15 protein-coding genes are annotated in these 22,903 nt (G+C 64.4%); 5 read left to right on the top strand and 10 right to left on the bottom strand.

Translation table 11 applies throughout. From position 1 onward, the window contains the following. Positions 1-41 precede the first annotated feature (41 nt). Positions 42-1,301, top strand: a complete 1,260-nt coding sequence (locus XH89_RS21055; protein WP_194468560.1) for an MFS transporter — start codon at positions 42-44, stop codon at positions 1,299-1,301. 219 nt (positions 1,302-1,520) lie between these two features. Next, positions 1,521-1,967, top strand: a complete 447-nt coding sequence (locus XH89_RS21060; RefSeq protein ID WP_194462354.1) for a DoxX family protein — start codon at positions 1,521-1,523, stop codon at positions 1,965-1,967. 235 nt (positions 1,968-2,202) lie between these two features. Here XH89_RS21060 and XH89_RS21065 read toward each other — a convergent pair whose 3' ends face one another. Continuing rightward, the gene (locus XH89_RS21065) at positions 2,203-6,003 is read right to left on the bottom strand and encodes a DUF3971 domain-containing protein (protein ID WP_194468561.1); all 3,801 of its coding nucleotides are present in this window, start codon (positions 6,001-6,003) and stop codon (positions 2,203-2,205) included. A gap of 204 nt (positions 6,004-6,207) precedes the next feature. Here XH89_RS21065 and XH89_RS21070 point away from each other — a divergent pair, with 204 nt between their 5' ends. Both XH89_RS21070 and XH89_RS21075 read left to right on the top strand, forming a co-directional pair. Next, positions 6,208-6,909 carry a peroxiredoxin gene (locus XH89_RS21070; RefSeq protein WP_194462355.1) on the top strand — a complete coding sequence of 234 codons (702 nt, stop codon included), beginning with the start codon at positions 6,208-6,210 and terminating at the stop codon, positions 6,907-6,909. Between the two features lie 111 nt (positions 6,910-7,020). After that, entirely contained in the window at positions 7,021-8,382 is a 1,362-nt protein-coding gene (locus tag XH89_RS21075) for a M23 family metallopeptidase (protein WP_194462356.1), read from the top strand. An 8-nt stretch (positions 8,383-8,390) separates the two neighbouring features. Here the strand turns inward: XH89_RS21075 and XH89_RS21080 are convergent, their stop codons facing one another. From XH89_RS21080 to XH89_RS21115, 8 genes are all read right to left on the bottom strand, one after another. Then, positions 8,391-9,626, bottom strand: coding sequence for an ABC transporter substrate-binding protein (locus XH89_RS21080; protein ID WP_194462357.1), 1,236 nt, complete (start codon positions 9,624-9,626; stop codon positions 8,391-8,393). Positions 9,627-9,732: 106 nt separating this feature from the next. Continuing rightward, entirely contained in the window at positions 9,733-10,644 is a 912-nt protein-coding gene (locus XH89_RS21085; RefSeq protein WP_194462358.1) for a DMT family transporter, read from the bottom strand. 90 nt (positions 10,645-10,734) lie between these two features. Continuing rightward, positions 10,735-11,187 (bottom strand): hypothetical protein, encoded by a 453-nt coding sequence (locus XH89_RS21090; protein WP_194462359.1) that lies wholly within the window; start codon positions 11,185-11,187, stop codon positions 10,735-10,737. A 24-nt stretch (positions 11,188-11,211) separates the two neighbouring features. Then, positions 11,212-12,087 carry a DMT family transporter gene (locus tag XH89_RS21095; protein ID WP_194462360.1) on the bottom strand — a complete coding sequence of 292 codons (876 nt, stop codon included), beginning with the start codon at positions 12,085-12,087 and terminating at the stop codon, positions 11,212-11,214. Positions 12,088-12,101: 14 nt separating this feature from the next. Beyond that, on the bottom strand, positions 12,102-12,983 hold the full coding sequence (locus XH89_RS21100) for an NAD(P)-dependent oxidoreductase (RefSeq protein ID WP_194462361.1): 882 nt from the start codon (positions 12,981-12,983) through the stop codon (positions 12,102-12,104). A gap of 2 nt (positions 12,984-12,985) precedes the next feature. Then, a protein-coding gene (prfB, locus tag XH89_RS21105; protein WP_194462362.1) for a peptide chain release factor 2 occupies positions 12,986-14,117 on the bottom strand; the annotation gives its coding sequence in 2 pieces (ribosomal slippage) (positions 12,986-14,047 and positions 14,049-14,117; 1,131 coding nt in all). Positions 14,118-14,228: 111 nt separating this feature from the next. Then, positions 14,229-16,739 carry a penicillin-binding protein 1A gene (locus XH89_RS21110; RefSeq protein ID WP_194462363.1) on the bottom strand — a complete coding sequence of 837 codons (2,511 nt, stop codon included), beginning with the start codon at positions 16,737-16,739 and terminating at the stop codon, positions 14,229-14,231. 234 nt (positions 16,740-16,973) lie between these two features. Further along, a complete protein-coding gene (locus XH89_RS21115; RefSeq protein WP_194462364.1) occupies positions 16,974-18,272 on the bottom strand; it encodes an N-acetylmuramoyl-L-alanine amidase in 1,299 nt (432 codons plus the stop codon). 707 nt (positions 18,273-18,979) lie between these two features. On the opposite strand from XH89_RS21115, the gene XH89_RS21120 reads away from it, so the two are divergent. Next, on the top strand, positions 18,980-22,096 hold the full coding sequence (locus XH89_RS21120) for a ribonuclease E/G (protein ID WP_194462365.1): 3,117 nt from the start codon (positions 18,980-18,982) through the stop codon (positions 22,094-22,096). Positions 22,097-22,162: 66 nt separating this feature from the next. On the opposite strand, the gene XH89_RS21125 is transcribed toward XH89_RS21120, so the two are convergent. Further along, the gene (locus XH89_RS21125; protein ID WP_194462366.1) at positions 22,163-22,843 is read right to left on the bottom strand and encodes a helix-turn-helix domain-containing protein; all 681 of its coding nucleotides are present in this window, start codon (positions 22,841-22,843) and stop codon (positions 22,163-22,165) included. Between the last annotated feature and the right edge of the window lie 60 nt (positions 22,844-22,903).

Raw genomic sequence — 22,903 nt, forward strand, 5'->3', positions numbered from 1 at the left:
GATGCTTGTCAGGGCGCAACGAAGCGCGCTCCCTGACGGCAATGGATCAGAACACGCCCAAGAAAGCAGCCAAGCAGCAAAGCGGGGCGACTCAGAGAGATGCGGTGCGCACCGCACTCGTTGTGCTCGCCCTGTGCTTCACACTCGCCGTTCTCGGTCGCGGCCTGAGCGAGAGCTTCACCGTTTTCCTCAAGCCCATCTCCGAAAACTTCGGCTGGGACCGAGGACAGGTCGTCTCGATCTATTCGCTGACCTGGCTGATCAGCGGATTGACCGCGCCGCTGGTCGGCCGCCTGTTCGATCATTCCGGACCACGCATCGTCTATGCGCTCGGCCTGCTGCTGCTCGGATCGACCTTCCTGGTCGCAGGCCACGCGCAGGCGCTCTGGCAATTCCAGCTCTCGATCGGCATTTGCCTCGGCATCGGCGTCGCCTTCATCGGCACTGTGCCGAACTCGATCCTGCTCGGCCGCTGGTTCGGGCCGCGATTGCCGACGGCGATGGCGGTGGTCTATTCCGCCATGGGCGGCGGCGTGCTGGCGCTGCTGCCAGCCTCGCAACTCCTGATCGACCATCTCGGCTGGCGCGAGACCTATCAGGTCTACGGCTTCGCCGCGCTGGGCCTGCTGTTGCCGCTCATGCTCCTGCCCTGGCGCACCTTCGCGGCCGGCTCGCCTTACGTCACCAAGAAGAGCGATCCTGATTTCGTCGACAATGGCTGGACCTTGTTGAGCGCGATGCGTCACCACGCCTTCTGGGCGCTGTTCTCGACCTTCTTCTTCACCGCGGTCGGCATGTATGCGATCGCAGCGCAAATCGTGGCCTATCTGATCGATGCCGGTTTCCCGCCGCTGCAGGCCGCAACCGCCTGGGGCTTCTCGGGCGTCGTGCTGGTGTTCGGCATGTTGGGGGTCTCGGCGCTCGACGGGCTGATCGGGCGCCGGCCGTCCGTGCTGCTGAGCTACGCGATTTCGATCCTCGGTATCGTCCTGCTCTGGCTGCTGCAATATTATCCAAACGTCATCCTGCTCACCGGCTTTGTCGTCTGCTTCGGCAGCATGATGGGCTCTCGTGGTCCGCTGATCACGGCAACCGCGATGAAGATCTTCAGGGGTAAGCGCGTCGGCACCATCTACGGCACAATCTCGATCGGCAGCGGCCTCGGATCGGCGTTCGGCTCCTGGAGCGGCGGCCTGATCCATGACGCCACCCACGGCTACAATGCGCTGCTCGCCTTCGCACTTGCGAGCGTCGTGCTCGGGATGATCCCTTTCCTGATCGTGCCCGCCTTGCGGCGCTAGGTTTCCCGAAGGTAACCTGCACTCATTCGTGTCACCGGGGAACTACGTGCCGCTCCGCGCGTAGACGCTTAAAAAATGCAAACAATTCGCGGCTGAAACCCCAGCCTGCGGTGTTTTGTCCGTCATGACGAAAATGTCAGCGTGAATTGACCTGGCGCAGCTTGCGAGGCGGAACCGAATGCGGTCCTAGTCGCAGCATCGGATCGAGGGCACAAACCAATGAACTTTCCTTATCTCTCTCGCTATCAACCGGTTCTCTTGAGCCTGTTTCGCTTCATCACAGGACTGCTGTTATTCCAGTACGGCATGACCAAGCTCTTCCACATTCCGATGGTGGCGATGTTCGCCAATCCGCCGCCGCTGATCTGGGCGGCCGGCCTGATCGAGCTCGTGCTTGGCGCGACGCTGATGATCGGATTGTTCACCCGACTGTCGGCCTTTGTCCTTTCCGGCGAAATGGCCTTCGCCTATTTCATCGGCCACGTCTTCCACATCTCCAAGGAAGGCCCGCCGGTGTTCCTGCCGCTGATCAACGGCGGTACCGCCGCGATCCTGTTCTGCTTCGCTTGCCTGTATCTCGCCGCGGCGGGTGGCGGCGCAGTGAGCGCCGATGCGGCAATGGGCAACGAAAGCAGCTCGACCAGCGGCGCGTTCGCGCGGCGCTGAGATATTCGATCCGCACACACACTAAAGATGGCGCCGGCGACTTCGCCGGCGCCATTCTCTTTACCTTGAGCCCAGCGCGTTCCAGATCAGAACGAGAGCTGCTGCAAGCAACACGGACATGATGATGCGGTGAACGAATCGGTTCATTGCAGGTCCGGCCGGGCGTGATGCCCACCAAAATCCGAGATTCACAACCGGGGGCGCGCCTCACCGGCTGGGCCTGAGATGCTTCGCGCTAACGGCGCGCGCTGCAACCGCTCGACAGCTGCCTTGCCGACCCCGTCGGGCTGTCGCCGGACTGCGACGACGGCAACTGATCGTCGAACGGCGTGTTCTGCTTGCCGGTGTTGAACTCCATGATCTTGCGGGTCACGCCGGGAAATATGGCCGAGATTGGATTGACGCGCATCACGGGTGCGGCCGGCGTGCCGACGACCTCGTAGGTCACGCCGATCAGTCCCTCCTTGTCGCCAGCCCCCAGGAACAACCCGAGCACCGGAATCTGTCCGAACATGTTGTTCAACCCGTACATCGGCACGAAGGTACCGCTCATGCACACCTGGTTGCCGGGATAGTCGATCGAGCCCTCGATGGTGGCGCCGATCATCGGGCCCTTGACCACGCCGTCGCGGATGGTCAATGCGCCGTTCTGGCGGATGAACTCGGCGCGGAGCGCGCTGAAGGAAATGCCATTGCCGGTGCCGTTCGGGGCGCCCGCGGCGACGCGCTCGAGCTGCGCCTCGCCCTTCACCGTGAAGTCGCGCACGTTGATGAGCCCCTCGCGCGCCGTGTTCGGCTCGGACGTCGGCGGCTCCATCGCCACGACCATCTGGCCGCCGACCGCCTTGGTATAAGTGTCGGTGAACTTCAGCAGCGCGCCGGCGTCATTGGTCTGGAGATAGATCACCTCGCGGCTGCCCTGCGCGCGGCCGCCGCGCAGATCTGCTGCCACAGGGGTGTTCTGGCCGATCCTGCCGCTCAGCGCGAACGCCTTGATGGCCCCACTGCGCTTCGACATCTTGGCATCGACGCTGCGCATCGCCTCGCCGTTGAACCCCATGACAGTGCCGAGCTTCACGTCGATGTCGAAATCGACGTTCTTCAGCTTGCTCTTGCTGTCGTCCTTGGAATTGCCTGAGATCGCCGACTTCAGGAAGCCGCGGCCGTCGAACACGTCGCCGCGCATGGTACCGCGGACCACGCCGTCCTGACCACGCTCGACCTTCAACGACGTCTTGTCTCCGTCGGACGGCGCATAGATCGGGAAGTTGGCGTTCATCAGATCGCCGTTCGGATCGACCTCCAGCGAGCCCTTGATCGAGGCGCCGCCGCCTTCGATGACGATGTCTTCGAGCCGCGTCGATTGTGCCGTCGGCACCACCTTGAATGTCGCCTTGCTCGACTTGCCGGGCAGCTTGACCCAGCCGGGAAGGATATTGTCGAGCTTGGCCGATGTCAGGTCCACCTCGATGCCGAGCTTCGTCGTCGCGTCGGGACCGCCGGCAATCTTGCCCGACACCTTGACCGGGACCGATCCGCTGACGGCGGGACTGAGATCGAAGCCGAGGCGCGCACGGCTGGCATCGTCCAGCGTCGCCTGCAGCTTGACGTCCGCATCGCCATCGGTCGCCTTGCGGTAGTCGAGCGAGGCCGCCTGCCCGTTGATCTTGACGTCGCCCTTGACCTGATAACCCTGGTTGTTGGCGACGATCTTGAGATTGTTGGCCTCGAGCTTCTGGTTCATCACCAGCTTGTCGGCGGCAAAGCCGTTGAGATCGGCAGTGACGGCATAGACGGTGTCCGCCTTGGTCAGCTCACCCTTGACCGGCAGGCCGAGCTGGATGTTGGCCGTGAACGTACCCTTGCTGGCGTTGGGATCGACGACGGTCGACGACAGATCGCTTAAGCGGTCATTGGACAGCATTTCGGCCGCCGCCGGCACCGGGCCATCGACACGGAAGCGGGTCCGCGAGGGTGACGGCTTCGGCGCCATGTCCGGCACCTCGAACGTGAAGTCGGAGATCGTGATCTTGCGCCCCGCGGGCGTGTCGGCAATGCCCTGTCCGATATTCACGGTGGCCGTGCGTCCGGTCACGTGCGCCTTGAGGTCGGCATCGTGCACGACAGGCATGCCGTCGACGGGACGAACCGCGACGCCGCTCGCCACGATGTTGACCGAGAGACCGTCGTCGGGAATTGGCGGTCCTTTGCGTGGAAGGTTACGCGTCGGCGAGTTGACCCCGATCTCGATGCGCTGGAGCGTGCCGCGCTCGATCCGCTCGATCACCCATTGGCGCAGCTCCGGGACGATCAGCGTCGGCCACATCCGCTTCAGCGCGGAGGCCGACATCGGCGTTCCCGCAAAGCCGAGCGTCAGCCGCGGTTCGCCCGAATAGTCGATCGCGCCCGTGCCAGCGATACCGATCTCGCCATTGGAGATGTCGGCCTGCGTCAGCAGCATGCGCTTGTGATCGGTATCGAAGCGGAAGCCGATCGCGATGCGGTTGAAGACGAGCGGCGGCTCGTTGTCGATGCCGCCGAGCAGGATCGAGCCGCCGCTGAAGCCGAGCTGCCAGTCGTTCACGGTGCCGTTGGGCGGCTCCAGATGGGCCAGCAGCGTCAGACGGTTCGAGCCCGAAAGGATCTTGAACGGTGCGACCAGCACCCGCCGATTGGCATCCCATTCGACATTGATCTCGGCCGAGTCGATCGCCATCGGATAATCGGGCGTGTCGGTGTCGATGATGTTGCCCGCGCCCACGGTGACCTTGCCGCGGAAGAATGTCGGCACGCCGTCGCGGCCGAGCTCACCCTTCAACTCGCCGGTCAGCGGCAGATCGGCCGTATAGGTCAGGTCCTTCACCCGCATCGCGAGCAGGATGTTGGAGGTCGAGACCTTGTCGGCCCGGATATCGACCGAGCGCACGCCGTTCTCGGCCGGGCCGATCGTGGCGCGCAGCAACCATGGGTGGGCGCCCTCCTCGCCAAGGCTGAGCGTGACGCCGCCATGGCTCGGTCGGCGCAGGCTGAGCGTGATGTTCTCGAACGACCATTTGCTGCCGCGCTGCTGGTCGTCGACAATCAGGTTGCCGTTCTTGAGGCCGATCTCGTTCAGGTTCTGGCCGTCGAGCCCGGTCATGCTCAGGCTGTCGAGCCAATCGAGGCCCTGAAGGATTCCACTCTGCGCCGTGGTCTGAGGCGCGGCCTGCGATGCGTCCGGCGTCGCAGGCGCCATCCCGAACGGCGGCGGCGGAATACCGTTGCGGGGGAATGTCGGCGGCAGGCCGGCCTCCTTCTTGGACGCGACGCCGGTGGCAAGCGGCTTTGCCGTATCGCCGGCCGACACCGTGACGGTTCCGTCAGGCGCGATCCGGATCGCGAGCTCGGCATCGACGAGGTTGAGACTTTCGGCGCGCAGATGCCCCATGAGAAGCGCCGCTCCCGACAGCCTGACCTCGGCCTTCGGCGCGCTGGCGACAATGGCATGATCATGATCGCGAACAACGATGTCGCGGATGCGCACGGCAATCCGGATGCGTCCGGCGCGCTCGATCTGGGTGCCACCGACCTCCACGGTGTTGCCGTGGCCGATATTGTCCTCGATCGCCGCGGCCAGCCACGGCGTTGCCATGTCGAGATTGATGGGGCCGGCGCCGAGCCGCCACCACAGCGCACCGAAGCAACCGACGAAGATGACGATCAAGGCGCCGAGAACGACGGATACCCGGCGAATCCAGCGTCCGCTCGGCAGCATCCGCCGGACCGACGAGAAGCCGTCACCAACCTGGAAGCGCGAACTGGAACGCGACAGCAGGCGGCGTGCGCGATGGCCCGCCTCCTCCTCCTGATCTTGATCCCAGTCGGCCTCGTCCCATTCCGGCTGCTCATGATGGCCGCCGTGCCGATCGAAATCCCTGATGTGATCCTGGGGCGACGTATTCCTTGCCATTGCCTCTCGATGCAGGCGCCCATCGTAGGATTGAGCGCCACCGGGACCGCAGCCATCGACAGGGATCGACGCTCCCCGCCCCGGCATTGCAGCCATACTTCTGATGTTCCTGCTGTTCGTCATTTCGCCCCGGGAGCGCGTTCAACGAGCAGTGGGGTGGTGCGTGGAATTCCTTGTAACCATACTCCGGCGCCGCCAAACTTGCCCAGCCGAGGGCGCGAATCCGGCACACCGGACGAGAGCTGCAATACCGCTTTGGTTGACCCGCCGAAAGCGACGAAAGGAAGGCGTATGTCCAAGAAATCCCGAAAGAAATTGTCCAAATCGCCCTCCGGCAGTTCGACCGTCAAGAAGAATCCCTTGAAAACACGGGCATCGACTCAAACACGCAGCGCGAAAACACAGCCCGCATCGGCGGCCAAACCGGGCCCAACGGGTGCAAAGACAGCATCGCATAAGGCCGCATCGAAACGGTTAAAATCTTCTGAAAAGGCTTCCAAGCCAGCCACTGCGACGTCAGGCACCAAGTCAGCTTTGATCGAGGGCCAGAAGGCCCCGGCATTCCGCCTGCCCCGGGACGGCGGCAATGTGGTTACCCTGTCGGATTATGCCGGCCAGAAGCTGGTCTTGTTCTTCTATCCCCGCGCCGACACGCCAGGCTGCACCCGTGAGGCGATTGACTTCACCCGCCTCAAGGACGCCTTCACCTCTGCCGGCACCGCCGTGCTGGGGATTTCGGCCGATCCGTTAAAGGCCCAGGAGAAGTTTCGCGACAAGCACAGCCTCGGCATCCCCCTGATCTCGGATGAAGCCCACGAGATGTTGGAGGCTTATGGCGCCTGGGGCGAAAAATCCATGTATGGCAAGAAGTTCGTTGGGATTCTTCGCACCACGGTGCTGATCGGCGCCGACGGCAAGGTGGCCAGGGTCTGGCGCAATGTCCGGGTCGACGGCCATGCTGATGAGGTGCTGGCTACGGCAACAAGTCTTTAACCAGCCCGTTAAAATCGAGCGCTCCCGTTTCCGGAAAATTAACCATGACGGGCCCAGATTGCCGCGGCAATTTGGCCGCAAGGAACCGTTCCGACCGGCGCGGGAGTGCCGATGTCGAAAAGTTCTGCCCAATATTCGCAGTACCCCCAGCATCATCCCCACGACCACGGACGGGCCTACCAGCGTCGTGCCGCCCCTGTCGCGGCAGCCGCCATTCCCCTCCCCGACACCGACGACGCCTACACCATCCAGCATCACGGCAAGCAGGTTCGCCTCGGGCCGGTGGTGTTCTGGATCGTGGTCGGCACCGTGGTCCTGCTCGGGCTGTGGTCGGCGGCGACCGCCACCTATTTCGCCTTCCGCGACGACGTGCTGACCCGGCTGATCGCCCGCCAGGCCGAGATGCAATACGCCTATGAAGATCGTATCGCCGAGCTCCGCGCCAAGGTCGACCGCGCCACCAGCCGGCAGCTGCTCGACCAGGAGCAGTTCGATCAGAAGCTCGACCAGATCATGAAGCGCCAGACGGCGCTGGAATCCCGGGCCACGGCGCTTGGCGCCATGCCCGACGTGACCGGATCAATCCCGCGCTCGACGCCGCAGCGCGGCGATTCGGCACAGACGACGCAGGGCACGCCCAAGCCATCGCCGATCAGCGACACCGTCATTTTCGTGGCGCCGCCTGACCGCGAAGCACGGCTCGAATCCCGCGCCCCGGCCGCGACCAGCGCGCCGGTCAATCAATTCGCCAAGAACCAGGGTTTTGACAACGTCCTGGTTCGGCTCACGACCTCGCTCGATCAGGTTGAGCGCCGCCAGGTCGCGGCGCTCAACGCCGTCGAGGAAGGCATGGATTCGCGGATGCGGCGCATGCGCGGCGTCGTCAGCGACCTCGGCCTGAACCTCGCCAGTCTCGAGGCCGCCGTGCCGCGCGCCCCGATGGGCGGCCCGTTCGTACCGGTGAAACTCACTGCGAACGCGGGTCCCTTCGAGAAGCAGCTCTATCGTATCAATGTCACGCGCGCCGAAATGGACCGACTCAATCGCACGCTGGCGCAAGTGCCCTATCGCAAGCCTGTCGTCGGCGAAGTCGAGTTCACCTCGGGCTTCGGCGTGCGCAGCGATCCCTTCCTCGGCCGGCCTGCGATGCATACCGGCCTCGACTTCCGCGCCGCGACCGGCGATCCCGCCCGCGTCACGGCCAACGGCAAGGTGGTTTCGGCCGGCTGGTCCGGTGGTTACGGCCGCATGGTCGAGGTCGATCACGGCAATGGTCTATCGACCCGCTACGGTCATCTCTCCGAGATCAATGTGAAGGTCGGCGAGATCGTGAGGATCGGCCAGGTCATCGGCCTCGTCGGCTCGACCGGCCGCTCGACCGGCCCGCATCTGCACTATGAAACCCGCATCGACGGGGAAGCCGTCGACCCGCAGAAATTCTTGCGCGCCGGCGTACGGCTGAGCGCGGGCTGAGCCTGTCACTATTGGCCATGCTCGTGGCCGACCTCTCCGGTAATGACGTCGCCGAACAGCTCCCAGACCTGCCCGTTGAAGCGCATCAGCTGCATCTGCTCGATCGGGAAATAGTCATCGGGTGAGGTATTGACCATGATGCCGGGCAGCATCAGGTCGGTGTGGAAATCCTTCAGGTTTGCCGCCTGCTTCATGACGTTCTCGCGCGTGAGATTGTCGCCGCACTGCTTCAGCACCTGTGCCATCGCTTCGGCCTCCACGTAGCCGTAGAGATTATTGGCATTCGTCTTGTCGCCGTCGGGATAATATTTGTCCATGAACGCGCGCCACGCGATCACCGCCGGATCCTTGTCCCAGGTCGGGTCGGTCGGATCCTTCAAATAAGCGGTCGAGATGATGTCCTTGGAATAGTCGAGCCCCGCAGGCTTGAGCACCGAGGCAATCGACGTTGCGGTGTTCGCCAGGAAAAATTTGGGCTTCCAGCCGAGCTCGCCCACTTTGCGGATCGCTTGCGCCGAGCCTTTGGGCGCGGCCCATGAGAAGAAGATATCGGCGCCGGAATCGTGCAGGGCGACGATCTGCGAGTCGATCGAGGGATCGCTGACTTCGTAGGATTTGTCGGCGATGATCATGTCAGCCTTGTCGCCGAGGCCGTCCTTCAAACCCTTGAACTGATCCTTGCCGGCGTCGTCGTTCTGCCAGAACACGGCAATCTTGCCGTTCGGAAAATGATCGCGGATGTATTTTGCGTAGATCCGCCCTTCGCTCTGGTAGTTCGGCTGGAATCCCATGGTCCAGGGAAAGTTCTTGGGATCGCCGAACTTGGTGCCTCCGGAGGCGACGAAGAGCTGCGGCACCTTCTTGGCGTTCATGTATTTCATGATCGCCGAGTTCGAGGGTGTGCCGAGCGCCTGGAAGATCAACAGCACCTCGTCGCTCTCGACCAGCTTGCGCGCCTGCTCGATCGCCTTCGGCGGCGAATAGGCATCGTCATAGCTGACGAAATTGATCTTGCGGCCATTGATGCCGCCCTGATCGTTGACCATCTTGAAGAACGCGGCCTCGGTCCTGCCGATCACGCCATAGGACGACGCCGGCCCGCTATAGGGCATGATGTTGCCGATCTTGATTTCGGTGTCGCTGGCGCCGGGGTCGTATTTCTTCTGCGCCACGACCGGTGTCGCGGCGAGTACGGCGACGGCAAGCATGGCGAGGGCAGCAAGGTTTTCGCAACGACCCGGCATCGTTCTCTCCCCTATGTCATTTTTATTTTGTGGGCAGTGTCGCAAGGCGGCCGGCGAATGGCAAGCGGCAGGATCTTCCGCCGAATGAAACGCTCGCCCTGGGAACTTATCGAGCGCGCTGCAACATTCTCAGAGCGCGTCCGTCGATCACGATCAACGCGCTGCCGATGACGATCGCACCGGCGATCTCACGCAAGGAGATCGGCTCACCCAGCACCAGCCATCCCAGCAGGATCGCGGTCACCGGAATGAGAAGCGTCACCAGCATCACGTTGGTCGCGCCGGAGCGTCGTATGATCTGAAAGAACACGATGTAGGCGAGCGCGGTCGAGAACGCAGCAAGGCCGAGCACGGCAAGCCAGGTCGCTAGGCCCGGCAGCGGGTGTCGCCACGGCTGCTCGACCGTGGCGGCGACGATTGCCATCATCACCGTCGATGCCGAGAGTTGAAACGTCGCCGTCCCGAGCGGCGGGGAGTCTTTCAGGAGCCGTCGCGCCGCGAGCGCCGCAAAGCCATAGCTGAGCGCGCCCCCGAGACAGAGCAGGATGCCGATCCCCTGCCCGGTCCGCGCCTCGATCCCCCAGCCCCGCAAAATGACCACGCCCGCGAGACCCAGCGCCACGCCAGCCACCCGCCGCGCCTGCAACGCCTCTTCGCCCGAGGCGGCCATTACCAGGACCGTGAACAGCGGCGTGGTCGCATTCAGGATCGACGCCAGTCCGCTCGGGATGAAGGTCTGGCCGATCACGATCAGCGAGAACGGAATGACGTTGTTGAGCAGTCCGATCGCAAGGAACGGCGTCCAGCCGGCGACGCCCTTGGGAAAGCTGATCCCCTGCATGCGCAGCAGCGGCAACAGCATGGCCGCGCCGAGGACCACGCGCAGGAACACCAGCGTCAGCGGTGGCAACTCGCGGAGCGCAGCGCCGTTGAAGAAGAACGAGCCGCCCCAAAGGATCGACAGCAATGCGAGCAGCGACCAGTCTCGCGCGTCGATCCGTTTATCGTTCAGGGGCATGCGCTTCACCTCGGCGGCCGACCTAGGCGAGACCGGCTGGCAACGCCACCCGATTTCCGATCAGACGAGGGTTGGGAAGCACCGTTCGCCTCAGCCAACGCGCAGCTTCCGGATAAGGGCATTTTCCAAGACGGGCTCGAATGTCCAATCGGCGGCCATGCATTCGAACGTCTCATCGCGGAAATAGAACAGAAAATGACGCGACGACGTCGAAGTCCCGCCCACGAGCTCCCAGTCTATCGGATCCATCATATGGGGATCACAACCCGCAATCTCGTAGAATTCGCCCCAGCGTGGCGCCAACTTGCTGTAACGGCATTGTCCGCGAGACCACCCCTCATCGTTGGTCGCTCCGAGGCGATACCGGACGCAATTGCTAAAGCGAAGGATGCCTTGGTCCTCCTCCGCAAACGACGTGAATTGAAAAGGGTTGAGCAGGAAGCTCAGCAGGACGTCATGGCCGGATATGGCCACGTGCGGCCACGGAGCATTCGGCTCTGCGTTCCATCCTTCGTTCAGCTTTCGAAATGACAATTGCCCCAAATGTCACTCTCAGAAGTTGGCCAGTCAGACTTCTTCGCGCTTCTGCGCGGTCCCAGCGATATCGGCGATCACCGCCCCGATCACCAGCGCCCCGCCAACAAGCGCATGCACGGCCGGCACCTCGCGGAAAGCGACCCAGATCCAGAACGCCATCAACGGCGTCTCCAGCGTGGCGATCAGCGATGCCTGCCCTGACGGCAACAGGCGCGAGCCGAGCATATAGAAGGTCAGGCCGAGCGCGACCTGGAGACAGCCGAACATCGCGAGGATCGTGAGGTTGTGGCCGCCGACATGGGCGATGTCGTGGGCGAGCGGCAGGCTGACGAGGCTGCCGATGAAATTCGAGAGCGCAGCCGCCGCCACCATCGACGTCTCGCGATGGCGCCGAACCACGACCGTCATGGCCGATATGGCGAGCACCATGAGACAGCTCAACGCCACGCCGCCGACATCGGCGCCGGCCTGGATGCCGCCGACGGTGATGGCCACGCCGGCAAACGCAACGAGGCTCGCGATCAGCGTGCGCCGTGTCGCGGCTTCGCCGAGCCACAGCCATGCCAATGCCGCCGCAACGAACGGCTGGGTTGCGATCAGCACCGCGACGTTCATCACCTTGGTCATCTGCAGCGCGGGGATGAACGAGATCATGCCGATGGCGGACAGAGAGGCGACGAGCAAACCGCCGCGTCCCGGCACCACCAATTGCCCGAGCGCGCCGCGCCCCTGCATCAGGACGAGAATCGCCGAGATCAGGCTGCCGCCGAACAGGCCGCGCCAGAACAGGATGGTCCAGGGATCGAACGGCAACAGCCGCGTGAAGAACGGCGCCGTGCTCCAGGCAATCGCCGCCGCAGCAACGAGGGCAATGCCGAGACCGCGTTCCGATCGAGGCTGCCCCATGTCGAACTTCCCGATTAAGACGGCTTTCTCGGCCGCGACACCAGCTCGATCATCCTGCCTTCGTCCTCGTCCGGCATCGCCGCCGTCGCCCGCGCGTAGGACTCGACCGCGGCGTGCGCGACCAGCGGCTTATCGGCCAGCAGGCTCTCGGCGAGCCTGACGGCATAGGCCGCATCCTTGTGCCGCAACGCCGTCGTGAAGGTCGCGTGGCTGAAGTCGCGCGCCACCATGCGCTTGGAATGACGCTGGACCTGGGGGCTGGCGGCAACACCCGCCTGGATCGACTCCAGCACCAGCTTCATGTCGAGCCCGGCCTGCTCGGCGATCGCGAGCCCTTCGGCGAGGCCCGCGATCTGGATCGCGCCCAGGAGATTGTTGATGAGCTTGTAGACCGTGCCGGCGCCGACCGCGCCGAAATGGCGGATGGTCGCGCCGATCGGTTCGAGATAAGGCCGCACGCGATCGAGGTCGGCAGCATCCGCGCCGACCAGCAGCGTCAGCTTTCCGCTTGCAGCCGCATCCGGCGCACCCGTCACGGGGCAATCGACATAGATCAGGCCACGCGCGTTCATCTCGCGGCCCATCTCGCGGGCGTGATCATAGGAGACGGTGGAGCACTCGATCGCGATGGTGCCTGATTTCATCGCCTTGGCCGCGCCCTTGGGCCCGAGCCAGACCGCGCGCGAGGCCTCGTCATCGGCGACCATGGCCACGACCGCGTCGGCATCGATCGCGGCATCCTCAGGCGACGTCGCCCACTTCGCGCCGCGCGCGATCAGATCTTCCGCCTTGGCCTTGCTGCGATTCCACAGCGTCACCGTGAAGCCGGCATCGAGATAGCGGCCGGCCATGCCGTGGCCCATCCGCCCCAATCCGATGAAGGCGACGCGGGGCATGATCAGTCCACGTCCTGGACATCGCCGGCGGTGGTCCCGAAGGCGCGCTGCGCCAGGGTCGCGGCCATGAAGTCGTCGAGCTCGCCGTTGAGCACACCGGAGGTGTCGGAGGTCTGCACGCCCGTGCGCAAATCCTTCACCATCTGGTAGGGCTGCAGCACATAGGAGCGGATCTGGTGACCCCAGCCGATATCGGTCTTGGCGGCCTGGTCAGCGGCAGCCTTCTCCTCGCGCTTCTTCAGCTCGATCTCGTACAGGCGCGCGCGCAGCATGTCCCAGGCCTGCGCCCGGTTCTTGTGCTGGGAACGGCCGGCCTGACAGACCACCGCGACGCCGGTCGGGATATGCGTCAGGCGCACCGCGGATTCGGTCTTGTTGACGTGCTGGCCGCCGGCGCCGCCCGAGCGCATGGTGTCGGTACGGACGTCGGATTCCTTGATGTCGATCTTGATGCTGTCGTCGATGACGGGGAAGACCTGCACGCTCGAGAACGAGGTGTGCCGCCGCGCGTTGGAATCGAACGGCGAGATGCGAACGAGACGATGCACGCCGGCCTCCGTCTTCAGCCAGCCATAGGCATTGTGGCCGGAGATCTGGATGGTCGCCGATTTGATGCCGGCCTCTTCGCCCTCGGACTCTTCGAGGTATTCGACCTTGAAGCCGTGATTTTCGGCCCAGCGCGTGTACATGCGCAGCAGCATCTGCGCCCAATCCTGGCTCTCGGTGCCGCCGGCGCCGGCATGGACCTCGAGATAGGAATCGAAGCGGTCGGCCTCGCCCGACAACAGCGCCTCGAGCTCGCGCCGCGCCACTTCCTTCTTGAGGTTCTTGAGCGCGGCTTCAGCCTCGGCCACGACACCGGTATCGCCCTCGGCCTCGCCGAGTTCGATCATGCCGATGTCGTCTTCGAGCTCCTGCTCGACCTTGCCGATGCCCGAGAGCGAATCCTCCAGCGAGGTGCGCTCCTGCATCAGCTTCTGGGCTTTCTGGGGATCGTTCCAGAGGTTGGGATCTTCTGCGAGCTTGTTCAGCTCAGCGAGGCGCGCCGTCGATTTCTCGACGTCAAAGATGCCTCCTCAGCAGCCCGACTGACTGCTTGATCTCTTCTACCAACCGTTCGATTTCGGCGCGCATGTGGTTCTCTGATGTCGCGGAATGGGTCCGCGTTCGATTGCAACGGGATGTAACGGCGGCAGCGCCAAAGCGCAACCGCCGGAACAGGGTTCGTTTGCCTTGTCCTAAGCCTTAGTACAGCCCGCCGGTGCCCGGCCGCATGAAGAAGCCGGAATCCGGCTGCTGTTGCTGCGACGCCGGCACGCCGCCGCGCCCATCGGCGTCGGCAACGCCGATCACCGAGTAATTGTCCGGCGGCGCCGTGCCCGGCTTGAAGGCTTCCAGAATGGTTCCGCCGGTCTCGCCGGGGCCGGCGCGCATGCCGGTCTTGGCGACGACGCGGATCAGCTTGATGCCGGCCGGCACCTTGAACGGAACGGCGGGCTTGTCGGCGAGCGCGAGTTTGAGGAAGTCGCGCGCGATCGGAGCCGCCAGATGGCCGCCGGTCGCGGCGTTGCCTTTGCCGAGCGGACGCGGCTTGTCGTAACCCATGTAGATCGCGACTGCGATGTCAGGCGAGAAGCCGACGAACCAGGCATCCTTGGCCTCGTTGGTCGTGCCCGTCTTGCCGGCGATCGGCTTGCCGACCTCCCTCACCACGGTCGCAGTACCGGCCTGCACCACGCCTTCCATCAGCTCGGTGATCTGATAGGCGGTCATGGAGTCCAGCACCTGCTCGCGGCGGTCGATCAGCTGCGGCTCGGGCTGGTTCTTCCAGCCGCCGGGCGCATCGCAGCCGCGGCATTCGCGCTGGTCGTGCTTGAAGATGGTGTGGCCGTAGCGGTCCTGGATACGGTCGATCAGGGTCGGCTTCACGCGGCGCCCGCCATTGGCGATCATCGAATAGGCCGTGACCATGCGCATCGCCGTCGTCTCGCCGGCGCCGAGTGCGTAGGAGAGATAGTTCGGCAGCTCGTCATAGACGCCGAAGCGGCGCGCATATTCGCCGATCAGGGGCATGCCGATGTCCTGCGCAAGCCGCACGGTCACCGTATTGAGTGACTGCCGCAGCGCGTTCCGCAGCGTCACCGGCCCCTGATATTTGTTCGCCGAGAAGTTTTCAGGCCGCCACACGCCGGCGCCCTGCCCCTGATCGATCTCGATCGGCGCGTCGAGCACGACGGTTGACGGCGTGTAGCCGTTGTCGAGCGCGGCCGAATAGACGATCGGCTTGAACGACGACCCAGGCTGCCGGTAGGCCTGCGTGGCGCGGTTGAACTGGCTCTGGTCGAACGAGAAGCCGCCGACCATCGCGAGCACGCGGCCGGTCCAGGGGTCCATCACCACCATTGCGCCCGACACTTCGGGGATCTGGCGAAGACGGTACTGACCTTCGACCGGCTGCCCCTCCTTGGTGTAGAGCGGATCGGCATAGATCACGTCGCCGGGCTGCAGCACCTGCGCCACCGAGGTCGGCGTCTTGCCCTTGGCGTTGCCCTGCGTCGCCCGCGCCCAGCGCACACCGTCGAGCGTCACGAGACCGGTCTCGCGCTGCTTGCTGACGGCGCCGCCGAGTTCGCGGTTCGGCTGGAAGCCGATGCGCGCCGACTGGTCGCTGGTTTCCAGCACCACCGCCATGCGCCACGGCGAGATGTCGGAGAGCGACTTGATCTCCGCGAGCTTCACGCCCCAGTCGCCCGAGATATCGAGCTTGCTGATGGCGCCGCGATAGCCCTGCTGCTCGTCATAGTTCACGAGACCGGTGACCATGGTCTTGCGGGCCATGACCTGGATCTTCGGATCGAGCGTGGTGCGGACCGAGAGGCCGCCCTCGTACAGCTTCTTCTCGCCGTAGCGCTCGAAGATGTCGCGGCGGACTTCCTCGGCGAAATATTCGCCGGCGAAGGTGTGGGCACCGTTGGAACGGCTGGTGACGACCAGCGGCTCCTTGCGCGCCTTGTCGGCGTCAGCCTGCTTGATCCAGCCGTTCTCCTGGAGACGGTCGATCACGTAGTTGCGGCGCTCGATGGCGCGATCGCGGTTGCGCACCGGATGCAGCGTCGCCGGCATCTTCGGCAGCGCCGCGAGGTAGGAAGCCTCCGCCACGGTGAGCTCATTCACCGACTTGTCGAAATAGACCAGCGAGGCGGCGGCGATGCCGTAGGCGCCGAGGCCGAGATAGATTTCGTTCAGATACAGCTCGAGGATCTTGTCCTTCGAATAGGTCTTCTCGATGCGCATCGCGAGCAAGGCTTCCTTGATCTTGCGCGAGAAAGAGACCTCGTTGGTCAGCAGGAAATTCTTGGCGACCTGCTGGGTGATCGTGGAGGCACCTTGCGGACGGCGGTTGGAGCCGTAGTTCTGAAGATAAAGCAGACCCGCGCGCGCCATGCCGGTGTAGTCGATGCCGCCATGCTCGTAGAAATTCTTGTCTTCGGCGGCGAGGAAGGCGTTGATCACGAGCTTCGGCACCGCCTGGATCGGCAAATAGAGCCGGCGCTCCTTGGCGTATTCGCCGAGCAGCGAGCCGTCGACCGCGTGCACGCGCGTCATTACCGGCGGCTCGTAATCCTGAAGCTGAGAGTAGTCGGGCAAGTCCTTGGAGAAATGCCAGATCAGGCCTGCCACGGCACCGACACCGACAAGGAACACCACCGTTCCCGCGGCGAACAGGAAGCCCATGAACCGCACAAGCAAGCGCATTATGTGTTTATCCGTTCAATTCCAGGATCAGCCCAAAGGCACCTAAAACAAGGCACCCCAAACGGGCGCCGTCCTCACGTCGCGAATTCACCGGCCTACTCAATACCATCAATGCCGGACCGAAAGACGCCTGCCGAACGGGATTCTCGTCGATTCCGGAACCCCCTGCGTCGTTTTTATAAGGCGTCCGCTGTGGCCAAACTAGGGCTTAACGGCTGATCCGGCATTCCCTTCTTAATTCCCGGCGCCTGCCGTCGCCATCCGCTTGGCCAGGAAGGTATCGATTGCCTGGGCCATCGAGCCGACTGCCTTGGAGCGCCAGCCCTCGGACACGAGGTGCTCGAGATCGCCCTTGTTGGAGACATAGCCGATCTCGACCAGGACCGACGGAACGTCAGGAGCCTTCAGCACCCGGAAGCCGGCCGACTTCAGGGGATGCTTGTGCATCCGCACTGTCGACTTCATTTCGCCCATCAGCAAATGGGCAAAACGGTTTGAAAAGGTGCGGGTTTCCCGCTGCGTGAGATCGATCAGGATGTCGGCGACATCGGTCGGCTCTTCCGCCAGATTGAAGCCGGCAATCGCATCGGCGCGGTTTTCGGCGTCGGCCAGCCGCTGCGCCTCGGCGTCCGAGGCCTTGTCCGAGAGCGTGTAGATGGTGGCGCCCTGGGCATCGCCCTCGGCCTTCGGCAGCGCGTCGGCGTGGATCGACACGAACAGCGCAGCGTTCAGATTGCGGGCGACCTTGGGCCGGTCATTGAGCGGAATGAAGGTGTCGTCGTCCCGCGTCATGACCACCCGGTATTTGCCTGATTTTTCCAGCCGGTCGCGCAGCGCGAGGCCAAAGGCGAGCACCAGGTTCTTCTCGCTCTCGCCGCTCGACTGGGTGCCGTTGTCGATGCCGCCATGGCCGGGATCGATGACGACGACCGGACGGCCGTTGGAAGCGGTCCCCGGCTTCTGCGGCGCCGGTTCCGGCACAGCGGAAACTGCCGCCGGCGGCAGCGCGGCGATGGCCGGCCGCAATTCAGGGCGATTCTCCGGGACCGGCGTCTGCACGAAGGTGGCGCGATCGACCTCCTCCAGTTCGAGCACCAGCCTGGCCGGCTGACCATTGGCCGCCTCGAGCACGTAGGAATTGGCGATCTTGGCGGGACCGGTCAGGTCGAATACGATTCGGGAGCCGCCGGGCATCACGAGCCCATAGCGAAACGCCTTGACCAGCCCTCGCCCGGCTCCACTCCCCGGCGCCAGCTGAAAATTGACCTGGGGGATGTCGACCACGACCCGGTAGGGATCGGCGAGCGTCGCGGTGCGGAAACTGACGGTCTGGTCAAGGTCGAGAATGAAGCGGGTCTGCTTGCTGTCACCAGCCAGGCGCGCAGCCGTGGCGACCGGGAAATTCGCCGTCGCGACAGAGGGTTGCGATGGGCTTTCGGCCGCATTCAGGCGCGAGGAATCGCCGCACGGCACTACCGCGGCGCACAGCAGCGCAAACCCCAGCAAAACCCGTTGATTTGTGCGGCTCGCCACCGAATCCGTGCCTCCGAGCGGCCCTCTTTAACGCATTAGAACCACAGGGTTAATCGATCCTTAATGACACAAACGCAAAACTCTCCGACTGTGACCGGCGTGCGACGCTCCCTTGCACGGATGCCCCATTCCTCGTATGTACGGAATGCTGACGGCCGATATTTCCGGTTGTGTCGCATTCAGCCTCCCGGTGCAGCGCCGGAACTCCCAAGGTTTGGGAATTCCAGCGTTTTCCGTTCCCCTCGAAGACCAGCGCGGTGCGCGGCAGCGAGACGGAACGGGGGCAAGCTCCGGCGGCGGACGGTTTCCGGTTACCACCACGTTTCCGGAACGGTTCTGACAGCGACGTAACTCGTTACCCGGTCCCTTGATCCCAAGGGGGCGGTTCGCAAGTCCCCAAGGCGAGCGCGCTCGCGCCATGCCTGGCCAGCAGCAACTGATTGAGGGGCGGCCCCGCCGCCCGATGTTTCATACGGGCCGACGCTTGATGCGCCAGACTGTGCCGACGAATTCTGAAGGACCTTTCGCGACGCTGCGGAGTGCAAATCCCGCGCGCCGCTTCGGTCCTGAAGCTTCCGGTTCGGCAAGGCGCGAGAGACGGCGTTTCGGCCTTCCCCTCACCCCCGAATCAGGTGGACCGTCGCGTCACCCGGCAGCGCTCTTCGCGCCCACGGTGAACCGCGCCCACCGCCGCCAAGAGTTAAGACATGCCCAACAAGATGTTGATCGATGCCACCCACCCGGAAGAGACCCGGGTCGTCGTGGTCCGCGGCAATCGCGTCGAAGAGTTTGACTTCGAGACCGCACAACGCAAGCAACTGCGCGGGAATATCTACCTCGCCAAGGTCACCAGGGTCGAACCCTCGCTCCAGGCCGCCTTCGTTGAATATGGCGGCAACCGCCATGGCTTCCTCGCCTTCAGCGAAATCCATCCCGACTACTACCAGATCCCTGTCGCCGACCGGCAGGCTCTGATCGAGGCCGAAGAGCAGGCCCATCGCGAAGCCGAGGAAGAGAGCGAGAACCGCTCCCATGGCCGCCGCCGCTCGCGCCACCGCAATGCCCGCCGCCGCGGTCATGGCGAGCGCGTCCGCAGCGACATCGTCGAGGGTCTCGACGCCGGCGCCGATCCTGCCGCCCAGCCGGTCGAAGGCCAGCCCCTGCCCGAACACGCCGAGGGTGCGCCGTCCGAGGGCGAGCACCTACACGCCGATGCCGAGCATCACGGCGAGCACGAAGATCACGATCACGATCATCATGACCATGATCACGACGATCACGGGCATGACGATCACGAGCACGATGATCATGGCCACCGTGATCATCCGCACGCACATGATGACGAGCACGCGCATGATCATGACGAGCATGGTCATGACCACGCGCACGATCATCACGCAGACGAGACGCCCGCGCCGGTCGCGGCTGTTGGCGCCGAGCCCGTGGTTGCGGCCGAGACCGTTGCCGAGCCTCACGAAGCGCCTGCCGTCGAAGCCCATGGCGAAGCGTTTGCCGAAGCCGTGACCTCCGTCACCGAGCCTGCCGATGCGATTTACGCCGCCGACGAAACGGTCGAGGCGCCGCATGGCGAGGCTGCGGAAGCCGCCGGTGAAGACGACGAGGATGATGAAGACGGCGAGGAAGCCGAGGAGGAAGTCGTCGAATCCGTCGGCGGTGACGACGTGCTCGAGGAAGTGCCGGAGCGCACCTTCCGTCCGCGCCGCCAGTACAAGATCCAAGAAGTCATCAAGCGCCGCCAGGTGATGCTGGTGCAGGTGGTCAAGGAAGAGCGCGGCAACAAGGGCGCGGCGCTGACGACCTATCTGTCGCTCGCCGGCCGCTATGCCGTGCTGATGCCGAACACCGCGCGCGGCGGCGGCATCAGCCGCAAGATCACCTCGGCGCAGGATCGTTCGCGCCTGAAGGAAGTGGTGCAGGATCTCGATGTGCCCGAGGGCATGGGCATCATCCTGCGCACCGCAGGCGCCGCCCGCACCAAGCCCGAGATCAAGCGCGACTTCGAGTATCTGATCCGGATGTGGGAGACGGTGCGCGACCTGACGCTGAAGTCGCAGGCCCCGACCCTGGTCTACGAGGAAGGCTCGCTGATCAAGCGCTCGCTGCGCGACCTTTACAACAAGGAGATCGACGAGATTCAGGTCGCCGGCGAAGCCGGCTATCGCGAAGCGCGCGACTTCATGAAGATGCTGATGCCCGCCAATGTCAGTGCGGTCAGGCAATATCGCGACGGCCAGCCGCTGTTCTCGCGCATGGGCGTCGAGAGCCAGCTCGATGCGATGTTTTCGCCGACCGTGCAGCTTCGCTCCGGCGGCTATATCGTGATCAACCAGACCGAGGCGCTGGTCTCGATCGACGTCAACTCCGGACGATCGACCCGCGAGCACCATATCGAAGACACCGCGCTCAAGACCAATCTGGAGGCGGCCGAAGAGGTCGCCCGCCAGCTCCGCCTGCGCGACCTCGCCGGCCTGATCGTCATCGACTTCATCGACATGGACGAGAAGCGCAACAACCGCTCGGTCGAGCGCAAGCTGTCCGATTGCCTCAGGCAAGATCGCGCGCGCATCCAGGTCGGCCGCATCTCGCATTTCGGCCTGCTCGAGATGTCGCGCCAGCGCATCCGCGCCAGCGTGCTGGAGTCTTCGACCGATCCCTGCCCGCATTGCGGCGGCACCGGGCATGTCCGCTCGGTGTCTTCGGTCGCACTCCAACTGCTGCGCGGCCTCGAAGAGATCCTGATGAAGGGCGCGACCCACAATCTCGTGGTCCGCACCCGCACCGACGTCGCGCTCTATGTGCTGAACCACAAGCGCGGCCATCTGCGCGACCTCGAGAACGGCTTCAAGGTCACGCTCTCGGTCATCGCCGATCAATCCATCAGCGGCCCACAGGCCTACGTCATCGATCGCGGCGAGCAGGTGCATACGCTGGAAGCCGCCAAGGCACTGCTCGCGGCACAGGCGGCCGCAAGCCCGCCGCCCCTGGCCGAAGAGGCCTATGACGACGAGGACGGTTTCGACCTCGAGACCGAATCCGAAGTCGAGACCGACGAGACTGAAGGTCTCGGCGAGGAGCAGGTGTCGGGTGAAGCCGCTGCCGAAGGGGACGGCCAGCGCCGCAAGCGCCGCCGCCGTCGTCGCGGTCGCGGCGGTCAGCGCGACGGTGAGCTTCGCGAGGACAGCCCGGCCACGCTTCCGGAGCCGGCCCTGGCCGCCGGCGAAGGCGAAGAGGATGGCGACACCGAGCAGGATGGCGAGGACGGCGAAGAACAGGCCGCCCGTGGCGAGCAGCAGGGCAGCGGCGAGCGCCGCCGCCGCCGCGGCCGCAGGGGCGGACGTCGTCGGCGCGGCGGCACTGAGGAAGGGCTTGCCGGATCGATCGGCGACGAGCTCGGCGGCAATCCGCCGTCGGAAGCAACCGACGCGGTGGCCGATTTCGACAGCTCCGCGAGTGAAAGCGCGCCGTCGATTGCGCATTCGGAGTACATCGCGCCCGTTGAAACCTCTCAGCCAGAACCTCAGGCACCGGTTCAAACACCGGCCCAGCCCGCGCCTTCTGCTGCTGTCGCGGAAGACGAGCTCGCAGCCGACGACAAGGCCACGCGACGCCGCTCCACCGTTCGCGAAAAGGTGAGCTTCCTGACGAGCAGCCCGAGCGAGCCTGCGACTTCGGTTGAGGCTGCGCCGGAGCCGGTCGCTCCGCCCGTCCCTGCGCCGGAGCCCGCGCAAGAAGCGGCAGTCGAGACGCCGGCAGCCCCGCGGCGCGCCGGCTGGTGGTCGCGCCGCTTCGGCGGCGGCGAATAGGGCGAGCGCCCAAAATAAAAACGCCCGGCCTGGCCGGGCGTTTTTCGTTTCATGCCGCATCGGATGCTACGGCGGCAGCTCGTCATTCCCGACTGGCGCAGCATCGCGCGAAGCGATCTGGCGAAGTTGGTCGTAGAGATCGGGCGCCTCGCTGGTGCAGAGACAGACGCCCTTGGCGGACGCCGCCTCGCCGGCGTTGAGGTAGGCGTGGCCCATGGTGCTGTCGAGATAGATGCCGTCGCCCTCGTCCAGGATTTCAGGCGCGTAGAACTCGGTGTGAACCGCGACGCGTCCGCTCGTCACCAGAAAATACTCTTCGCCGGCATGGCGCAGCAGCGGGCCGAATTCCTCCAGCGAGCGCGCGCGGACCTCGGCCACGATCGGCACCATGCGTTTGCCGATCAGATCGGTGCATTGGTACGTGTACGTGTAGAATTTCGTGTTGATCAGCTGACCCTGCCCGGCCCGGCTGATGCTCCGCCGCGCGGTGACGGGCCGCCCTTGCGCCGGCGCCGCGACCGCCGGATTGAACAGCTCGGCGATCTCCATCTTCAGGCCTGCGGTGAGCTGGAGCAGCTTGTCGTAGGTCAGCGACATCAGGCCGTTCTCGACCTTCGACAGGGTCGACAGTGCCATGCCGGTCCGCTCCGCCACCTGCTTGAGTGTCAGGCCGCGTGCCTGGCGGGCGGCCTTGAGACACTGGCCGAGCTGGGAATTGGCACCTTCTGACGTCGTGATCTCGCTCATGTAACAATCCTACCACAACGGCGGAAAAACTTGTTTGTCTATCCGCCTAATCTTTTCGGC

This window comes from Bradyrhizobium sp. CCBAU 53340, assembly GCF_015291645.1.
In the GTDB taxonomy this organism is placed as follows: domain Bacteria; phylum Pseudomonadota; class Alphaproteobacteria; order Rhizobiales; family Xanthobacteraceae; genus Bradyrhizobium.